Source organism: Vibrio antiquarius (genome assembly GCF_000024825.1).
GTDB lineage: Bacteria > Pseudomonadota > Gammaproteobacteria > Enterobacterales > Vibrionaceae > Vibrio > Vibrio diabolicus.
On sequence record NC_013456.1, the window covers coordinates 270,683 to 287,393 of the forward strand.

Sequence of the window (16,711 nt, forward strand, 5' to 3'; positions counted from 1 at the left end):
TCCGCTAGAAACTCGGGCGGAGTTCTCATATATTAAGAATCTTACGCATCTCGTAAACGCCAACGACACCAAGGAGCCAGCGCCATGTCGAAACGGACCCCACCAGAGATACTCTCATGCCAAACGGTCGCAAAATCCAAACTGTTTGCCGTGGAAGCGCTCGACCTTCGTTTTTCCAATGGTGAACACCGTACTTACGAACGCATGAAGCCAAGTGGACGCGATGCGGTGATGGTGGTTCCTGTGACTGAGCAAGGCGATTTATTACTGGTACGTGAATACGCCGCTGGGACTGAACGCTACGAGTTGGGCTTCCCGAAGGGGTTGATTGATCCAGGTGAAACCCCACACCAAGCTGCGGATCGAGAGTTAAAAGAAGAAATCGGCTTTGGCTGCAATCAGCTGACTCCGTTGAAACAAGTTATCCTCGCGCCGTCTTACTTTTCGAGCAAAATGACTCTATTTTTAGGACAGGCGCTTTATCCAGAGAAGCAAGAAGGCGATGAGCCTGAGCCACTGGAAATTGTGCGTTGGCCACTTGCGCAAGCCGAAGAGTTATTAACTCACATGGATTTCTGTGAAGCACGAAGCATCACCGCGCTAATGTTGGCACTGAAACACTTACCAAACACCACTCACAAACATAACCAATAACGGTCATGAGAACCGAATAATACTGTGAGTAAGGACTATCACTTATGCCAATGACAAAAGATCTATCTCACCTGCTTCCTCAAGTCATCGAAATTGCCCGTAGTGCCGGGCAAATGATCCTCGAAATATATGAAAAAAAACAGTACGAGGCCTACACAAAAAGTGACGAGACTCCGGTAACGAGCGCAGATATCGCGGCTCACAAGCTCATCACAGAACGCTTGAGTGAACTCACACCCGACATTCCCGTATTGTCAGAAGAAGACGCAGACATCAGCCTCGAGCAACGAGCTCAGTGGGAACGGTATTGGTTAGTCGACCCTCTTGACGGTACTCAAGAATTCATCGCTCGCAGCGGCGACTTTGCGACTATTATTGCACTGGTCGACAACAACAAACCAACCATGGGGGTCGTTTATGGCCCTGTCTCTGGCGTGACTTATTACGCTTATAGTGGCAAAGGTGCTTGGAAAATTCCCGACATGTCGGACAGCGTAAAAATCCATACGCACAAACACGAGCAGCCAGGGCAAAGCATCGCGATTGCTATTAGCCGCCGTCAAGATATCAATCGCATCACTAGCCGCATGAGCAGTGCTTGGAATTACGATTTAATTCCGCTCGGCTCTGCGGCATTAAAAGCGTGTCTTGTTGCAGAAGGCGCGGTAGATTGCTATCTCAGACTAGGCCCAACAGGTGAGTGGGACACCGCTGCGACACAATGCATTGTTGAAGAAGCGGGCGGTCGCATTCTCAGCACGCAATTGGAGCCGCTGTCATATAACGAGCGGGAAACGCTAGAGAACCCAAACTTTATTGTGCTTGGTGATGCGGATTTACCTTGGAATGAGATTTTACAACGCAAAGATTAAGCCCCTATCGGTAAAATTTAGAACACAAAATTCTAGCAATAGAAAGGCCACGAATATGTTCGTGGCCTTTTCTTTTTGACCTGTTTGTACAGCGTTAGGAGCATTTGGCCTACTATGTTCCAATCGCTTAAAGCGCTGAACACAAGAAAATAAACCCCTTAGAATCATAACCTTATAATTACATCCTATTATCACCACGATCTTTGTACAGCGAATAGAGGGTTTCGCCTACTATGATCCAAAAGCAAAAAGAGCTGCACAATCGCAGCTCTTTGAGAATTTTGGTTTTTGTCACGATAGGTTAGAAGCGACCTTGGTAATTAAACTCGTATTGACCTTGGGGATTCGGCTTGCCCAACCATTTCAGTTGCTCACTCATGCTGGATGGGAACTCAGCTCCTGGTTTAAACCAGGCTTTGGTTGAGTATCGCTGATTAGGCATAAGCTCTGCTGAGAACGCCGCTGAGACTTGTTTACTGCTTTGCTCACCAGTCGCTGTCAACACACTGTCCTGACAGTTTAGATCGGCAATCACAGGGCCGAGTTCAAGGCTACCAACAGGGCTTTGAATACCACTGGCATTCCATACCAAAGTGCCTTCACCATTCTTACACCAAGGCGCGGCATAAGTCGCATGACGAATATTTAACTCAAGTTGCCCATCAACGCCGACAGGCACAGGGAGACGAGCTTGCTCTACAACTTTTACTGCCGGGATCGAGGCAACTAAGTTTTTGGCATAAGGGCCATCACTCAAGCTATAGCCAACAAAACCGCGACCACGAACGTCCATTTCACTACCACGACCAAAGCGTACGGCAAACTCAGCTTTACCAGTTAGTAGACTCGACCATTGGAAATCCCAATTAACTTCTCCAAGGTTCTGGCGCTGCCAACGAACACTAGAAGCTTGACCTTGCCATACAGAGCCATTGGCACCCTGAATGTCTAGTCCTCTCACGGTTGGTGCTTGCTGTAACACCCAAGAAACGGGTAATCCCATTAAAAGACTGACTGAAAAAAAGACGATAAAGATAACAACGTAAAGTACTGCTCGCTTCACCTTAACCTCGCTTAAACTGAAGGCGGTTCACATCAATCATGCCCGCTTGATCCGTTCGGTCGATATCTAAAAATTCGACTTCAATACCCTGTTGCTCTTTCAAGTAACGTAACCAATCCACCAGCTGATTAAACGCGAGTGGTTTGATCCACACCTGAACACTCTCATTGCGAGGTTGTACTCGAATCAACTCAACTTTATAACGACGGGCTGAAGAAGAAACCAGTTGATTCAACGGTTGGCTAGAGTAGCTCACACCGCTGCTTTTGCGCAGTGCAGTAATGCCATCCGCTTTATCTTGTACCCAAGCCAGCAACTGTTTTTCACTTTGAATACGTGATTGAGCTAGCTCCGCACGTTGGCTCATTGGCTGTAGCAACCCCCAATAAATAATGCCGATAACGGCAATAGCGCCACACCCCATGACCAAACGCTGCTCACGCTGAGAGATGCTGCTCCACCAAGCCTGAGCTTGAGAAATTAAGTTTTTCATCATCACCTCACAAACGCTTCAAAACAAAGCTGCCAACCACAACGTTATCGCTACGGTTCAGCTGTCCTTGCTCAACATTAAACTTCTCTGCCAATTTCACACGAGCCTGCTCAAAAGGTTGGAAGTCTGAACTGCGAGCTTGAATTCGCACTTCGCCACGTTGACCATCATATTTAAAGCTGGTGATTTCCAAATCGCTGACCTGACCAAGTGTCGCGGGCAGTGCCGCCAACCAAGACAACATCGCCTGCTGACCGCCACCACCAGATAAGCGGCGCTCTTCATCATCCATTTGTCGTTTGAGATAACTAACTGTAGGAATTCGTCGTTTATTCGGGAACACCTGGCGGAAAATACGCTCACTCTCCTCACGATACGCTTGAGCTTGTGCTTCGTACTTGTGGACCACGAGCAACTGCTGCGCAACCATGACGACGATAAGCACGCCCGCAGCAATGGTGGCTTTTTGCCAGAGCTTCCAGTATTTACCCCAAGAAGATTTAGGCTTGAAGATCCCGGTCAGCAAATTGACTTTGCTTTCTGTAACCCCCTTCGCCAGTAACCCCATGGTCATTTCTTCTGGCTGCGGCTCCCATACTTCAGGTAACGCAGATTCAGGGACTGAGCTATAGCAATCGAGCTTCCAACCTTCATGATTTTGTAGATAAGAAGAGAGGTAAAGGTCTAACCAAGAAGCATCGACAACCGCACCCTCTGTCGCTGAGTGACGAATCAACCATTGATCACCAAGCATCGCGGCACTGCTATGCTCTCCCTGAACAGGTAACGCAAGCACATCTGGCAAGATGCGTTTGATGGTGATGCCTTGGCTTGAAAAACGCTGCAATACGGTCTGAATCCAAGCGCGTTCAACAGCGCACACTTGCGCTTTATCCGCTTGTTTACCTAACACGGTAAAGTGAAGGCCATCAACGTCCTGCGCGACTTCATCTTCCACGAGGTACGGTAACATCGCGTCGAACTGACGTGTTGCGCCTGGCGGTATATCCACTTGCGTCAAGACCACATCATTACTCGCCAATAGCGCCACAACTTGGCGCTGACCTGCATAAGAGATCAACTCATCTAAGTGTTCCCATCCGGCGATTTCACCGCTGGCAATCACTTCCTGTTGATCTGTCGACCACACCACCCAAGGAATGGTACTTTGTTGTTCGCTACTCAGCCGAACGGTCAGAAACTCGCTCACTGATCCCTCCAAAACGACGGCGAACTACGGTCACCGTCTCTCTATTTGTACTTTGCAAAAGGCTTCGGATACGTACACGTGATTCATCCACCAACACTTGTGCATCCAATTCAAAAAAGGCGCTATCCACACCCAAATAGCCTTTGGCGTTTTTCTTTACATCTTCGCTCAAGCCAGCCATTTCTGACTCTGCTAAAAATTCATCAATGCTATCCCACCCATCAAATGGGCGTTTTTCAATTAGCTGAATCGCATCACTACTGCTTAAGTTTGGTGAGAACATTGCCACCAAAATCGGAGCTTGCTCGACTTCAATCGTATTTACGTTTAAACGCCAATCATCACTAGGCAATGCGCAGATTAGCGGTTCCAATTTTTGGAAAATCTCACCACTCACCTGATAAACCGCTCGTAACTCGGTGGCATCTGCCATCCAGCCATTTGACGCTAAATACGCGGGTTTCATCGCTTCATATGTGCTGTCTTCGACCCCGGTTGTGGAGCGAACGGTGTCATCAGCATCAATGTATTCCCAGGTAGAGTCTGCAATGATTTCTGCCTGATACGATTCAACATCCGATTCTTCCAATAAACGCTGCAGCACATTGACTAAATACGGTCTTGCGATTTGCTGTCCTGTCGGTTGCACACGGCTCAATACATTGAGGTTAAAGCACGCTTGTTTGTCTCTAATTCGTCCTGCCGCTTGACCATAATCTAGCGGATAGACTTGCTCTTTTATTGCCCACGGCTGACTCATATTGATCGTATCGGTGTCTTTGTAGCTTTGCTCGATACCGACTTTTGCCAACGCCTCTACCCCAAGGCTATACCAATACGCTTGCTGGTAGTTAACTTGATTGGCGCCCCGCTGAAACTGCAAAAACAAACGCTCCGACATACTGGCGGCAACTGTCGCCATAATCGCCAGTAACATCAGCACAATAATCAAAGCGACACCGCGCTGACGATTAACCATTATTGCTGCCTCCTGAACTTCCTTCTTTCTGACTCAATGTGCCATCAGGAGTCAGATAGGTGCGGGCAATCTCTCCATAATCTTTTAGAGTAAGGATCACAGAAACCGCTTTCGGTAGCGATTTTTCATCATCCCACTCTTTTTTCCATTGTTTACCATCGTAAAAACGCATATCAAACGATTCGACCTGCGTCAGCAATGGGGTAACGATGCCTTGTTGACCCACTGGCGTGTCAGGGTAGCGCCACCATACTCGTTGTAATGTTTCTTCTTTTAAACGATAGCCAACCTTAGTGACCTCCCCTCGGGGAAACTGCTGTTGAGGGTTGTGCCATCCTAAACGAGCAAACATTAGCCCTTTAGTGTCGGAGTCGAGCAAGTAATCTGACCAAAAAATCAGTTGGCTCGCGGGCTCTTCACCATTTGTCCGCGTTTGGCGCATCGCCATTTGACGAAAGTCATTATCCATCATCACCATGGCGCGCTGAATTTCATTTAAGCGCTGAGTTCGCTCTTGTGATAGCGCATTGCTGCGCTGCACTTGCGATACCACTTGATACGCGGCGACACTTAAACTGGCAAAGATGGCAATCGAGACCAACACTTCAATAAGTGTAAAACCTTTTGCCAGTTGGCGCTTACTTGCGCGTGGATTCTTATTGCGCCACATAACTTCGCACCGTCACGACTGGGCTCGCGTTTTTCTCTACCGCGACACTCACATCAAATGCTTTCAGCAATGGCTGCGTGGTGGCAACAGGCGTGATTTTCCAGTACCAAGTGCGCCCAGCCAGCTCTTCTGTGCCGTTCTTTACTTTAAGTTCACTGGTACTCAACATCACGTTGGCCATCTGATTATCCACAACCATGGCTGCAAACATTTTTTCTTCTAAATAACTGATCGTATTAATATGCTGGCTCACCGAGCGAATGACGCTGATGGCAGCGGTGGCGAAAATAGCCAGTGCGACCAATACTTCCAGCAGTGTCATGCCTCTCGTCCGGCGATGACTCCAATGTGGGCGAGCTTGCTTAGAATTGCGCATTCTCATCCTCTTTCACTTCTTCGCCCGGCGCTAGTAACAAGATTTGTCCACTTTCTTTTCCGATGACTCGCCACCCGTCATTAAAGGCGTCACCATTTTGCGGAAAAAAAGACAGAGTAAATGGCGTAACCTCTGCACTGGAAAAGATAAACACTTGCGGTGGCTTAACTTTCTTTTCGTCGTCGTCTTCTTCAGCAAACATGTCTTCATCAAAAAGAGAGCCCGGTTTGAATAAGCGATCATCATTATCCCAAGCACCGCCACCTAGCTCGAGCAGTAGCGTAATGTCATCTTCCAACTTGGTTTTGCTCGGAATCTGCTTTAACTCCAGAGGCTGCCAACCTTCCGCGGTCAAACTCAGTAGAGCGTACGTTGATTTAGCGTCATCCACTCGAACGCCAAAGTCTTTACCGCTTAGTACTGCCTCTTCGTTAAGCAGCTGTAAACGCTGAAAAAAGCTTTGAGCATACTGTTTGGAAAGATCTTTTTGGCTGGTCGGTAATGTCGAGATCACGGCCACTGCCGTGAGGGATAGCAAAACCAGCACCAATAGAATTTCTATCAATGTAAAACCATTGTGTTTTCGCATTTGCTTCATTAGTGCTGGCTTAGACTCTATTTATTGGAAATCTTGCATATTCCAGTTGCCAATATCTGCAGCTGGACCTTCTCCACCCTCTTGGCCATCTGCGCCTAGAGTGAAGATATCAATCGTACCGTTATCGCCTGGGCTTAGGTACTGGTACTGGTTACCCCAAGGGTCATTAGGAAGACGTTTGATGTAACCGCCATCACGGTAGTTGCGAGGCTCTGGGTTAGAAGGCTTGCTAACTAATGCTTCCAGGCCTTGGTCTGTCGTTGGGTAAACGCTGTTATCCAACTTGTACATATCTAGGGCATTTTCCAGCGCTACGATGTCCGTAATCGCTTTTTGTTGGTCAGCCTTCTCTTTGTTACCCAATAGGTTTGGAACAACGAAACTTGCCAAAATACCAAGGATAACGACAACAACCATCACTTCTAAAAGTGTGAAACCGTGTTGTTTACTACGCTTAAATTTCATTTTTTTCTCCGAAAGTTAGATTCAAGCCATGCCGTAAGTAGACACGTCTTAATTCGAATTTATCCGCTCATCAAGTTATTCATTTCTAGCATTGGCATCAAGGTCGCCATCACAATAAACAACACTAATCCAGCCATTAAGGCAATTAATGCCGGAGTGAATACACCTAGCGCAATATTGACTGTAGATTCAAAGTTTTGATCTTGGTTATCGGCAGCACGCGTCAACATGCTCTCCAATTCACCACTTTGCTCACCACTGGCGATCATGTGTAGCATCATTGGTGGAAACAGACGAGTTTGATCCAACGCCTTACGCAGGCTGGCACCTTCTCGAACGTTATCCGCAGCAAGCAATACTTGCTGCTTCACATAGCGATTAGACATAACATCCACCGCAACGCGCATGCCTTCTAGAATTGGAATCGCACTGGAAGTACAAATCGAAAGTGTTCGTGCGAATCGTGCGGTATTCAAACCTCGAGAGATTTTGCCTAATAGCGGTAGGCTCAAGATTTTTCTATCCCAAGCTAAGCGAAAGTCTGGTTTTTGCAACGCCAGTTTGAGCACATAGAAAAACACCACCAGCACGACGAAGATGATAAGCCCCCAATCTTGCACAAACTCACTGGCTGCCAGTAAGAACTGCGTTGACTGAGGTAACTCTTGTCCCATCTGAATGATTGGCTCAATAATTTTGGGTACCACTGTCGCTAATAAGAAAGAAACAATAACAACCGCAAACACCACCAAAACCACCGGGTAGATCATGGCTTGAAGCAGTTTGGAACGCATCTTCTGACGGTTTTCGACGTAGTCCGCCAAACGCTCTAATACCGTATCAAGATGGCCTGACTTTTCACCCGCCGCAACCATGGAGCGATAGAGTTCATCAAACACGTGTGGGTAATCAGCAAAACTGTCGGCGAGCGGATAACCCTCGGTTACTTTCGAGCGAACCGCAGCCAGCATAGAACGAATTCTCGGCTTTTCAGCCTGCTCAGAGACAGCACGCAAACATTCTTCCAAAGGCATACCTGATTGGACTAACGTGGACAATTGACGTGTGATTAGTGCCAGCTCAGATGTTGAGATGCCGCGCTTAAAGCTGACTGAACCTGAAGACTTAGCCGATTTAGCTTTCGTCTCGACCACTTCAATCGGGATCATCCCTTGCTCTTTGAGTCGCTGGCGCACTTGTCGGGCGTTGTCCCCTTCTATCGTGCCTTTTTTATGCTTGCCTTTTGCATCTAGCGCTTTGTACTCAAATGCCGCCATTAGGTTTCCTTCGTCACTCGCATCACTTCTTCAAGTGACGTAATACCACGACGTACTTTGCTTAGACCATCACTGCGAATACTTGGCGTATGAGCGCGAACAGCTCTCTCAATTTCTTGCTCACCAGACTCTCGGTGAATCAATTCTTGCACTTGCTCATCGACCATAATGAGCTCGTGGATACCTGTTCGACCTCGGTAGCCTTTTTGGTTACACGCTTCACAGCCTTTAGCACGGTGTAGCTCTAGTGGTTCATGTGCTTCCATACCAAACAGTTTCTTCTGTTCAGCATCGGCTTCATACGGTTCTTTACAACTTGGGCAAAGCGTACGAACCAAGCGCTGTGCTAACACACCCAATAACGATGAAGAAATAAGGAATGGTTCAATGCCCATATCGCGTAGACGCGTGATCGCACCAACAGCGGTGTTGGTGTGAAGGGTCGACATTACTAAGTGACCCGTTAAGGACGCTTGCACTGCAATTTGTGCGGTTTCTAAGTCACGGATCTCACCGACCATCACCACGTCAGGGTCCTGACGCAGAATAGCACGCAAGCCACGCGCAAAAGTCATGTCGACCTTCGGGTTCACCTGAGTCTGACCGATGCCATCAATATCAAATTCGATCGGGTCTTCAACCGTTAAGATATTGCGTTCGTTACTGTTGATCTCTTGCAAGCCAGCGTACAAAGTCGTCGACTTACCAGAACCCGTCGGGCCGGTGACCAAGATGATACCGTGAGGACGCTGAATAAGATGACGGAAATTGTCGTGTACGGACGGCGTCATACCTAAGCTATGCAAATCGAGACGCGTCGCGTTTTTATCCAACAGACGCATAACTACTCGCTCACCATGTGACGACGGCATTGTAGAAACACGCACATCAACCGCACGACCACCAATACGCAACGAGATACGACCATCTTGAGGTACACGCTTTTCTGCAATATCCAGCTTCGCCATGACCTTCACTCGCGACACTAACAGTGGTGCAAGCTTACGACTTGGAGTGAGCACTTCACGCAATACGCCATCGACACGGAAACGAATCGAAAGGGTTTTCTCGAAAGTTTCGATATGAATATCCGACGCCCCTTCTTTAATTGCTTCACCCAACATCGCATTGATCAACTTAATGATTGGTGCATCGTCTTCTGACTCTAGCAAGTCTTCATCATGCGGCAGCTCTTCAGCCAATGAGAAAAAGTCGTCGCTATCGGCACCGATGTCTTCCATCAATTGACGCGCTTCAGACGAGTCACGTTGATATGCTTCGGTCAGCTTTTTATCAAAGGCTTCTTTATCGATAGGCTGCGGTACGAAGCTTTTCTTCAGCACACGACGGACTTCGACCAGAGCCGCTGGGTTGAGCGGCTCGACATAGTAAAGAATGGGCGGACGCTCAGGATGCTCTGTCTCCAGCACCAGTTTAAAGCGATTGGCAAAACTGAATGGCAGACGACGCATACTTGGCGCTGTGTCTAACATATCAACCATTAGTTATTTTCCATCTGATCAATAAACGCTTGGATCTCGGTTGGGTGCTGACGCTCCTGACCAAAGGCCGGCATGACTGGGATCTTCTCGTCAGCCATCAACTTCAATCCTTGATCCGCTTTGTAGAGCTGCTCTGCGCGAATAAAGTTGTATTTGCGCTGTGTAATGCCGTCTGCGGTCATACCATCACGAATAATCGTCGGCTTGATGAACACCATCAAGTTACGCTTTTCTGTTTGCGTGCTGGTTGATTTGAACAAATGACCAAGCACTGGGATGTCACCCAGTAGCGGTACTTTTGACTCACTTTCGAGTGCACGTTCATCAACCAAGCCACCAAGAACCAGCATCTGACCATCTTGGATCATGACTGAGGTGTTTAGCTGACGCTTAGCAAAGCGAACGTCAACCGCACCGTTAGCCCCCAACACATTGGACACTTCTTGCTCGATATTTAACTGAACAGAGTCACCTTCGTTAATTTGTGGCACAACCTTAAGCTTGATACCAACTTCTTTACGATCAACCGTTTGGAATGGATTGTCGTTGTTTGAGCCAGCCGTAGAGCCTGTGATAACAGGCACTTCTTCACCAACAATAAATGATGCTTCACCATTATCCATTACCGTGATACTTGGAGAAGATAGAATGTTTGAGTTGGAGTCGGTCGCTACCGCGCTGACCAAAGCAGTCCAGTCACCCATCACGATGCTCATCGCAGCACCGTTAACACCGCTCAGTGCCGATGCAAGAGTAGAATAGTCACCAGATTCAGTAACATCATATGGCGTTCGTTCGCCATTCGCATTTGTGTAGTATTCAGTTCGAGTTTGATCTTTTGCTTCTTCTAGACCAACCATTACCTGACCAATCGGTGCACCAGAGTTACCGTACTGAATCACCGCACCGGTTTCCAGTGAGCCCCACTGAACACCTAAGTTAATGCCGTCACCTTCTGACATTTCAACGATCAGCGCCTCAATCAAGACTTGAGCACGACGAATATCAAGCTGAGCAATAACATCTTGTAGCGCATTCATGATATCTGGTGGAGCCGTTAATACTAAGGCATTGGTCGCTGCGTGCGCAGCAATCACCACTTCACCACGCTGGGCACCTGACGCTTTCTGGCCGACTTGCTTTTCAGCTTGTAGGTTATCGGAGACACCTTTTAGTACATCCACCAAATCTTCAGCTTTCGCGTTCTTCAGGTAAACCACACGGTTGTTACCTTTGGTCGCCATTTCAACGTCAAGTTGACGAATCAATCGCTTCAGACGCGCACGTACTTTAGGATCGCCAGAAATCAAAATCGCGTTGGTGCGTTCATCGGCAACAATTTTAGGCTCAAGGAACTCAGGCGTGCTCTTCTGATTGGTGCTTTTATTCAGTGCTTCAACAATACGCACCATTTCGGCAGCAGAAGCATTGCGCAGTTCCACCAGCTCAATTTCTTTATCACCCGCTTGGTCAACACGCTTAATGATTTCTGCTAAGCGATTTACGACCGCCGCACGACCTGTGATTAAGATGATGTTCGCTGGATCGTAGTGAACTACGTTACCAGCACCAGCATTATCAATCAGTTGACGAAGTAGAGGAGACAACTCACGAACCGAAACATTACGCACCGCAACAACTCGAGTGATAACGCTGTCGCCTTGCGCGCTGCCATCACCTAATACAGGGATTGCTGACGTTTTTGAGTCTTTCGCTTTGATAACCTTAAGTACACCGTTGTCCATTTCTACGACGGCGTAGCCGTATACTTCGAGTACGTTAAGGAAAAAGCTATAGTATTGCTCTTCGTTAAGCACGTCATAGCTGCGGACATCGATTTTACCGCGCACTGAAGGGTCAACAATGATGGTCTTTTCGAGATTACGACCCACTATGTTGATGAATTCTTGAATATCAGTGCCTTTAAAGCTGGCACTAAATTCGTTTGCTATTGCACCTGGGACGCAGAGTAAACTTCCTGCTAGTAGCCAAGCACTTTTGCTGAACCAATGTTTCACGTATGTCTCCCTGAACTTACGCCGGTTGCCTAAGTCTTACAATTGGATATAGATATCGTACTGTTGGCCGTCGCGCTCAACAGTTAAATTTAATTCTTGCGGATCGCTCATCACTTGCATCAGTTGTACTGAAGAAGACGGGTCGCTTAAATCGATCCCGTTAAGCTGCACCGCAATATCACCAGGTTCTAGACCCACATCATTAAACAGCGCGGCATCACGACCAGGTGACACTCGGTAACCAACAATGCCTCCGTCTCTTTTGACGGGTGAAATGGTGATGTATTTGAAAACGCTTTGTGGATCTTTCGCAATTTCCTCTCGGATTTGCTCTAATTTTTCTCCAACGTCAGACGCTGCTTCTGCTCGTTGAGATTGGGCTCTGGCTATCTGCGGCGATTCAGATAGCTTCTTATATTCTATACCCTGCATCATTAAGGTCTCGTCTCGACCTTGGTTATCAATGATGACGCGATCCACTAATACGGCTTTTAGTGTCGCACGCGTACCTTCAATTTCTTCACCTAAACCATACGTTGCTTGCTTGCCACGGTTGGCAATGACAGCAAGGCTGGTATTCGCATCACTGCTTGCAACCGCGCCAACCAGTGTAAGGTTAAGGCGCGTCTTCGGAGCGTCTTTAACAACAGGTTGTTCTACAACTGCAGGCTTTTGTTCAGTGAATTTACCGAATAGGTTGGCATTCTGAAGGGCATTAAAATCTATCGCGTCGCCTTTATTGCTCGCAACAACGCTGCTCGTCGATGGACGCCATTGCGGCACTTCCGACGATTGAGGTATGGCTAACCATACAATTTTGCCAAGTATCCATCCGGTTATCGCAATAAACAGACAGGTGAGCAACAAGCTAAGTTTGGCTTGAATTGTATAATTATTGGACTTGATCTGAGCCAGTAGCGGTCTGCTTGATAATCCTGCACTTAGCTCTAAACGTTTCACTGAATGGATTCCTTTATTCTAACGTTCGTCATTTAAGCTATAACAATAGCTATCGACTTTAAATTGCTAAATTTGCAATAAAATTATTACTCAACAAAGAGCAGTGAACTATATCACAAGTTGTCTTTCATACCTTTTTCTTATGCAGTTTTTGCCAACTCCCTTGAAAAAAATACGCCTTGACTCCATCTGTAGGTGAATAATCCATCACTCATTGCCATATTCGGGCAGTGATTAGATAGCGTAGTGTTCTATGAGTTCCCTAAATGAAGCCGTTAGGCTAGATAAATGGCTATGGGCCGCAAGATTTTATAAAACCCGCTCTATCGCTCGTAACATGGTCGATGGTGGTAAAGTCCACTATAATGGCCAACGAAGCAAACCGAGTAAAATCGTTGAAGTGGGCGCCGAAGTAAGACTTCGTCAAGGCAACGAAGAAAAAACGGTGATCATCGAAAAAATTTCTGATCAACGCCGAGGCGCTCCCATCGCACAGACCTTGTATCGCGAAACTAATGAAAGTATAGCGAAACGTGAGGAACACGCGACTCAACGTAAGCTTAATGCCCACAACCCAAGTCCAGAACGCCGCCCAGATAAAAAGCAGCGCAGAGACATCATTAAGTTCAAACACCAATAAAAGCCGGAATTACCAACGAGGAAAGCACTCCATGGCAAATAATGTTTTAAACCGCTACCTATTCGAAGATCTTTCAGTACGTGGCGAGTTGGTACAATTGGATGAAGCGTACCAACGTGTTATCTCCAGCAAGGAATATCCGGCAGCAATAGAGAAACTGCTGGGTGAGCTACTCGTTTCAACCACTCTTTTAACTGCCACTCTTAAGTTCGAAGGATCAATCACCATTCAGCTACAAGGCGACGGCCCTGTATCTCTTGCCGTTATCAACGGTGACCACAAGCAACGCGTTCGTGGCGTGGCTCGCTGGGAAGGCGATATTGCCGATGATGCAAACCTCCACGATCTCATGGGCAAAGGTTACCTCGTTATCACTATCGAACCGAAAAACGGTGAGCGTTACCAAGGTGTCGTTGGATTAGAAGGTGATACTCTAGCCGACGTACTAGAAGGCTACTTCGCAAACTCAGAGCAGCTAAAAACGCGCCTATGGATCCGCACGGGCGAGCATGAAGGTAAAGCCCACGCAGCAGGTATGTTGATTCAAGTAATCCCTGATGGCACTGGTTCACCAGATGATTTCGAGCATCTAGAGCAACTGACTGACACGGTAAAAGATGAAGAGCTATTTGGTCTAGAAGCTAACGAACTACTATACCGCCTATATAACCAAGACAAAGTGCGCCTTTACGAACCGCAACCTGTCGAATTCCATTGTGGCTGTTCTCGTGATCGTAGTGGTGCCGCTATCATCACCGTTGAGAAAGCTGAAATTTATGACATTTTGGCTGAAGTAGGATCCGTTTCTTTACATTGTGATTACTGTGGCACGACCTATACGTTCGACGAAGCAGAAGTCACCGAGCTGTATGCACAAGCTTCTGCGGACAAGAAAACCCTGCATTAATTTACATAGCTTATCAAGCACGTAATTTACCCTACAAAATGCCAGCTTAATGCTGGCATTTTTGTGATCAATCCCTCGTAATACCTCGCTTCAAGCGTAATAAAACAACTGCTTAATTTTAAACAATTAATAATGATTTTGCCCTAGCGCAAAGGATTGCGTGCACGATAAACTATTCCCACCAATATGTGACGGGTTACCTAAAACCTTATTGAAATCATGGATAAATTTTGAGCTATCTCCCTGTTTTCTCCCCGCCCCGTTGCTAGCATGGTGAGCAGATTAAAATTAAAACATTCTTACAAAATCCCTACAAAAATCCTTATAAGGAGCACCTATGACCGTTATGGAACATACTAAGGCTGCAACACTTGATCTAACCAAGCACGGACTGCATAACGTTAAAGAGGTTATTCGTAACCCTAGCTACGAAATGTTGTTTGAGGAAGAAACGCGTGAAGACCTAACAGGTTATGAGCGTGGCGTGGTTACTGAACTAGGTGCGGTTGCCGTTGACACTGGCATCTTTACTGGTCGCTCACCAAAAGATAAATACATCGTCAAAGACGCTACGACAGAAGAGCATATGTGGTGGACGTCTGATCAAGTAAAAAATGACAACAAACCAATCACTCCAGAAGTGTGGGACGAGCTGAAAGAACTGGTCACAAACCAGCTTTCTAACAAACGCTTGTTTGTTGTTGACGGTTACTGTGGTGCAAACCCAGATACGCGTTTGAGCATTCGTGTTATCACGGAGGTCGCATGGCAAGCGCACTTCGTTAAAAACATGTTTATCCGCCCAACGGAAGAAGAATTGGCAACATTTGAACCAGACTTCGTGGTAATGAATGGCGCAAAATGCACTAACCCAAAATGGGAAGAGCAAGGTCTGAACTCAGAAAACTTCACCGTATTTAACCTAACCGAGCGCATGCAACTTATCGGTGGTACTTGGTACGGCGGTGAGATGAAGAAAGGCATGTTCGCAATGATGAACTACTTCCTTCCTCTAAAAGACATCGCATCAATGCACTGTAGCGCTAACATGGGCAAAGACGGCGACGTAGCGGTATTCTTTGGTCTCTCTGGTACGGGTAAAACCACACTATCGACTGATCCTAAACGTGCGTTAATTGGTGATGATGAGCACGGTTGGGATGATGACGGCGTCTTCAACTTCGAAGGTGGTTGTTACGCGAAAACCATCAAGCTATCGAAAGAAGCGGAGCCAGACATCTACAACGCAATTCGCCGTGATGCACTGCTAGAAAACGTAACGGTACGTAGCGATGGTTCTATCGACTTTGATGATGGTTCGAAAACAGAAAACACTCGTGTTTCTTACCCTATCTACCATATCGACAACATCGTTAAGCCAGTATCAAAAGGCGGTCACGCGAATAAAGTGATCTTCCTATCGGCGGACGCATTTGGTGTGCTACCTCCAGTGTCTAAATTGACACCTGAGCAAACTAAGTACCACTTCCTATCTGGCTTTACTGCAAAATTGGCAGGAACAGAGCGTGGTATTACTGAGCCAACGCCAACCTTCTCTGCATGTTTTGGCGCAGCGTTCCTAACGCTTCACCCAACTAAATACGCAGAAGTACTGGTTAAACGTATGGAAGCAGCAGGCGCTGAGGCTTACCTAGTGAACACAGGTTGGAACGGCACTGGCAAACGTATCTCGATTCAAGATACGCGCGGAATTATTGATGCGATTCTTGATGGTTCGATTGAAGATGCACCAACTAAGCACATTCCTATCTTCAATCTTGAAGTACCGACTTCACTACCAGGTGTGGATCCAAGCATTCTAGACCCTCGTGACACGTACGTTGATCCACTTCAGTGGGAAAGCAAAGCGAAAGACTTGGCTGAACGCTTTATCAATAACTTTGATAAATACACGGACAATGCGGAAGGTAAATCTCTGGTTGCCGCTGGCCCTCAGATTGATTAAGTCGAGTAACAACGACGTCGCGTAAACCACAGTGATAAGTGGGCAGCCACTTATCACTTTT

At 47.0% G+C, this 16,711-nt stretch carries 17 protein-coding genes; 5 read left to right on the plus strand and 12 right to left on the minus strand.

Features of this window, described 5'->3' with window-relative positions; translation table 11 throughout:
* The first annotated feature begins 84 nt into the window (after positions 1–84).
* Both nudE and cysQ read left to right on the plus strand, forming a co-directional pair.
* On the plus strand, positions 85–654 hold the full coding sequence (gene nudE / locus VEA_RS01325) for an ADP compounds hydrolase NudE (protein WP_005394971.1): 570 nt from the start codon (positions 85–87) through the stop codon (positions 652–654).
* Positions 655–698: 44 nt separating this feature from the next.
* Entirely contained in the window at positions 699–1,526 is an 828-nt protein-coding gene (gene cysQ, locus VEA_RS01330) for a 3'(2'),5'-bisphosphate nucleotidase CysQ (protein WP_005394972.1), read from the plus strand.
* Positions 1,527–1,827: 301 nt separating this feature from the next.
* Here the strand turns inward: cysQ and VEA_RS01335 are convergent, their stop codons facing one another.
* The 12 genes from VEA_RS01335 to gspC are packed head-to-tail and all read right to left on the minus strand — an operon-like array spanning position 1,828 to position 13,137.
* A complete protein-coding gene (locus VEA_RS01335) occupies positions 1,828–2,589 on the minus strand; it encodes a type II secretion system protein N (protein WP_006741793.1) in 762 nt (253 codons plus the stop codon).
* A 1-nt stretch (position 2,590) separates the two neighbouring features.
* Positions 2,591–3,082, minus strand: a complete 492-nt coding sequence (locus VEA_RS01340; protein ID WP_012841219.1) for a type II secretion system protein M — start codon at positions 3,080–3,082, stop codon at positions 2,591–2,593.
* Positions 3,083–3,089: 7 nt separating this feature from the next.
* A complete protein-coding gene (gene gspL / locus VEA_RS01345) occupies positions 3,090–4,292 on the minus strand; it encodes a type II secretion system protein GspL (protein WP_005394975.1) in 1,203 nt (400 codons plus the stop codon).
* Positions 4,261–5,271 (minus strand): type II secretion system minor pseudopilin GspK, encoded by a 1,011-nt coding sequence (gene gspK, locus VEA_RS01350; protein WP_006741791.1) that lies wholly within the window; start codon positions 5,269–5,271, stop codon positions 4,261–4,263. The genes gspL and gspK overlap by 32 nt, the downstream gene beginning before the upstream one ends.
* Complete coding sequence (gene gspJ / locus VEA_RS01355) at positions 5,264–5,941, minus strand: type II secretion system minor pseudopilin GspJ (protein ID WP_006741790.1); 678 nt, start codon at positions 5,939–5,941, stop codon at positions 5,264–5,266. The genes gspK and gspJ overlap by 8 nt, the downstream gene beginning before the upstream one ends.
* Positions 5,928–6,317, minus strand: a complete 390-nt coding sequence (gene gspI, locus VEA_RS01360; RefSeq protein WP_167310321.1) for a type II secretion system minor pseudopilin GspI — start codon at positions 6,315–6,317, stop codon at positions 5,928–5,930. The genes gspJ and gspI overlap by 14 nt, the downstream gene beginning before the upstream one ends.
* Positions 6,304–6,915 (minus strand): GspH/FimT family pseudopilin, encoded by a 612-nt coding sequence (locus VEA_RS01365; RefSeq protein WP_041852874.1) that lies wholly within the window; start codon positions 6,913–6,915, stop codon positions 6,304–6,306. The genes gspI and VEA_RS01365 overlap by 14 nt, the downstream gene beginning before the upstream one ends.
* A gap of 21 nt (positions 6,916–6,936) precedes the next feature.
* Positions 6,937–7,380, minus strand: coding sequence for a type II secretion system major pseudopilin GspG (gspG, locus tag VEA_RS01370; protein ID WP_005394985.1), 444 nt, complete (start codon positions 7,378–7,380; stop codon positions 6,937–6,939).
* A gap of 59 nt (positions 7,381–7,439) precedes the next feature.
* Entirely contained in the window at positions 7,440–8,657 is a 1,218-nt protein-coding gene (gene gspF, locus VEA_RS01375) for a type II secretion system inner membrane protein GspF (protein ID WP_006741788.1), read from the minus strand.
* The gene (gene gspE / locus VEA_RS01380) at positions 8,657–10,159 is read right to left on the minus strand and encodes a type II secretion system ATPase GspE (protein WP_005394994.1); all 1,503 of its coding nucleotides are present in this window, start codon (positions 10,157–10,159) and stop codon (positions 8,657–8,659) included. The genes gspF and gspE overlap by 1 nt, the downstream gene beginning before the upstream one ends.
* Positions 10,159–12,177, minus strand: coding sequence for a type II secretion system secretin GspD (gspD, locus tag VEA_RS01385; protein WP_005394995.1), 2,019 nt, complete (start codon positions 12,175–12,177; stop codon positions 10,159–10,161). The genes gspE and gspD overlap by 1 nt, the downstream gene beginning before the upstream one ends.
* Positions 12,178–12,213: 36 nt before the next feature.
* Entirely contained in the window at positions 12,214–13,137 is a 924-nt protein-coding gene (gene gspC, locus VEA_RS01390; RefSeq protein WP_006741787.1) for a type II secretion system protein GspC, read from the minus strand.
* Between the two features lie 253 nt (positions 13,138–13,390).
* Here gspC and hslR point away from each other — a divergent pair, with 253 nt between their 5' ends.
* The 3 genes from hslR to pckA all read left to right on the plus strand — a co-directional run bounded on the left by hslR (position 13,391) and on the right by pckA (position 16,650).
* Complete coding sequence (gene hslR, locus VEA_RS01395; RefSeq protein ID WP_031780440.1) at positions 13,391–13,777, plus strand: ribosome-associated heat shock protein Hsp15; 387 nt, start codon at positions 13,391–13,393, stop codon at positions 13,775–13,777.
* A 31-nt stretch (positions 13,778–13,808) separates the two neighbouring features.
* Positions 13,809–14,684 carry an Hsp33 family molecular chaperone HslO gene (gene hslO / locus VEA_RS01400; protein ID WP_012841222.1) on the plus strand — a complete coding sequence of 292 codons (876 nt, stop codon included), beginning with the start codon at positions 13,809–13,811 and terminating at the stop codon, positions 14,682–14,684.
* A 337-nt stretch (positions 14,685–15,021) separates the two neighbouring features.
* On the plus strand, positions 15,022–16,650 hold the full coding sequence (gene pckA / locus VEA_RS01405) for a phosphoenolpyruvate carboxykinase (ATP) (protein ID WP_005395000.1): 1,629 nt from the start codon (positions 15,022–15,024) through the stop codon (positions 16,648–16,650).
* Positions 16,651–16,711: the final 61 nt, after the last annotated feature.

Coding starts and splice junctions, on each gene's coding strand:
- nudE (WP_005394971.1), top strand. CDS start 85: ATGTCGAAACGGACCCCACCAGAGATACTCTCATGCCAAACGGTCGCA.
- VEA_RS01340 (WP_012841219.1), bottom strand. CDS start 3,082: ATGAAAAACTTAATTTCTCAAGCTCAGGCTTGGTGGAGCAGCATCTCT.
- gspE (WP_005394994.1), bottom strand. CDS start 10,159: ATGGTTGATATGTTAGACACAGCGCCAAGTATGCGTCGTCTGCCATTC.
- hslR (WP_031780440.1), top strand. CDS start 13,391: ATGAGTTCCCTAAATGAAGCCGTTAGGCTAGATAAATGGCTATGGGCC.
- VEA_RS01365 (WP_041852874.1), bottom strand. CDS start 6,915: ATGAAGCAAATGCGAAAACACAATGGTTTTACATTGATAGAAATTCTA.
- hslO (WP_012841222.1), top strand. CDS start 13,809: ATGGCAAATAATGTTTTAAACCGCTACCTATTCGAAGATCTTTCAGTA.
- gspF (WP_006741788.1), bottom strand. CDS start 8,657: ATGGCGGCATTTGAGTACAAAGCGCTAGATGCAAAAGGCAAGCATAAA.
- pckA (WP_005395000.1), top strand. CDS start 15,022: ATGACCGTTATGGAACATACTAAGGCTGCAACACTTGATCTAACCAAG.
- gspJ (WP_006741790.1), bottom strand. CDS start 5,941: ATGTGGCGCAATAAGAATCCACGCGCAAGTAAGCGCCAACTGGCAAAA.
- gspG (WP_005394985.1), bottom strand. CDS start 7,380: ATGAAATTTAAGCGTAGTAAACAACACGGTTTCACACTTTTAGAAGTG.
- gspK (WP_006741791.1), bottom strand. CDS start 5,271: ATGGTTAATCGTCAGCGCGGTGTCGCTTTGATTATTGTGCTGATGTTA.
- cysQ (WP_005394972.1), top strand. CDS start 699: ATGCCAATGACAAAAGATCTATCTCACCTGCTTCCTCAAGTCATCGAA.
- gspI (WP_167310321.1), bottom strand. CDS start 6,317: ATGCGCAATTCTAAGCAAGCTCGCCCACATTGGAGTCATCGCCGGACG.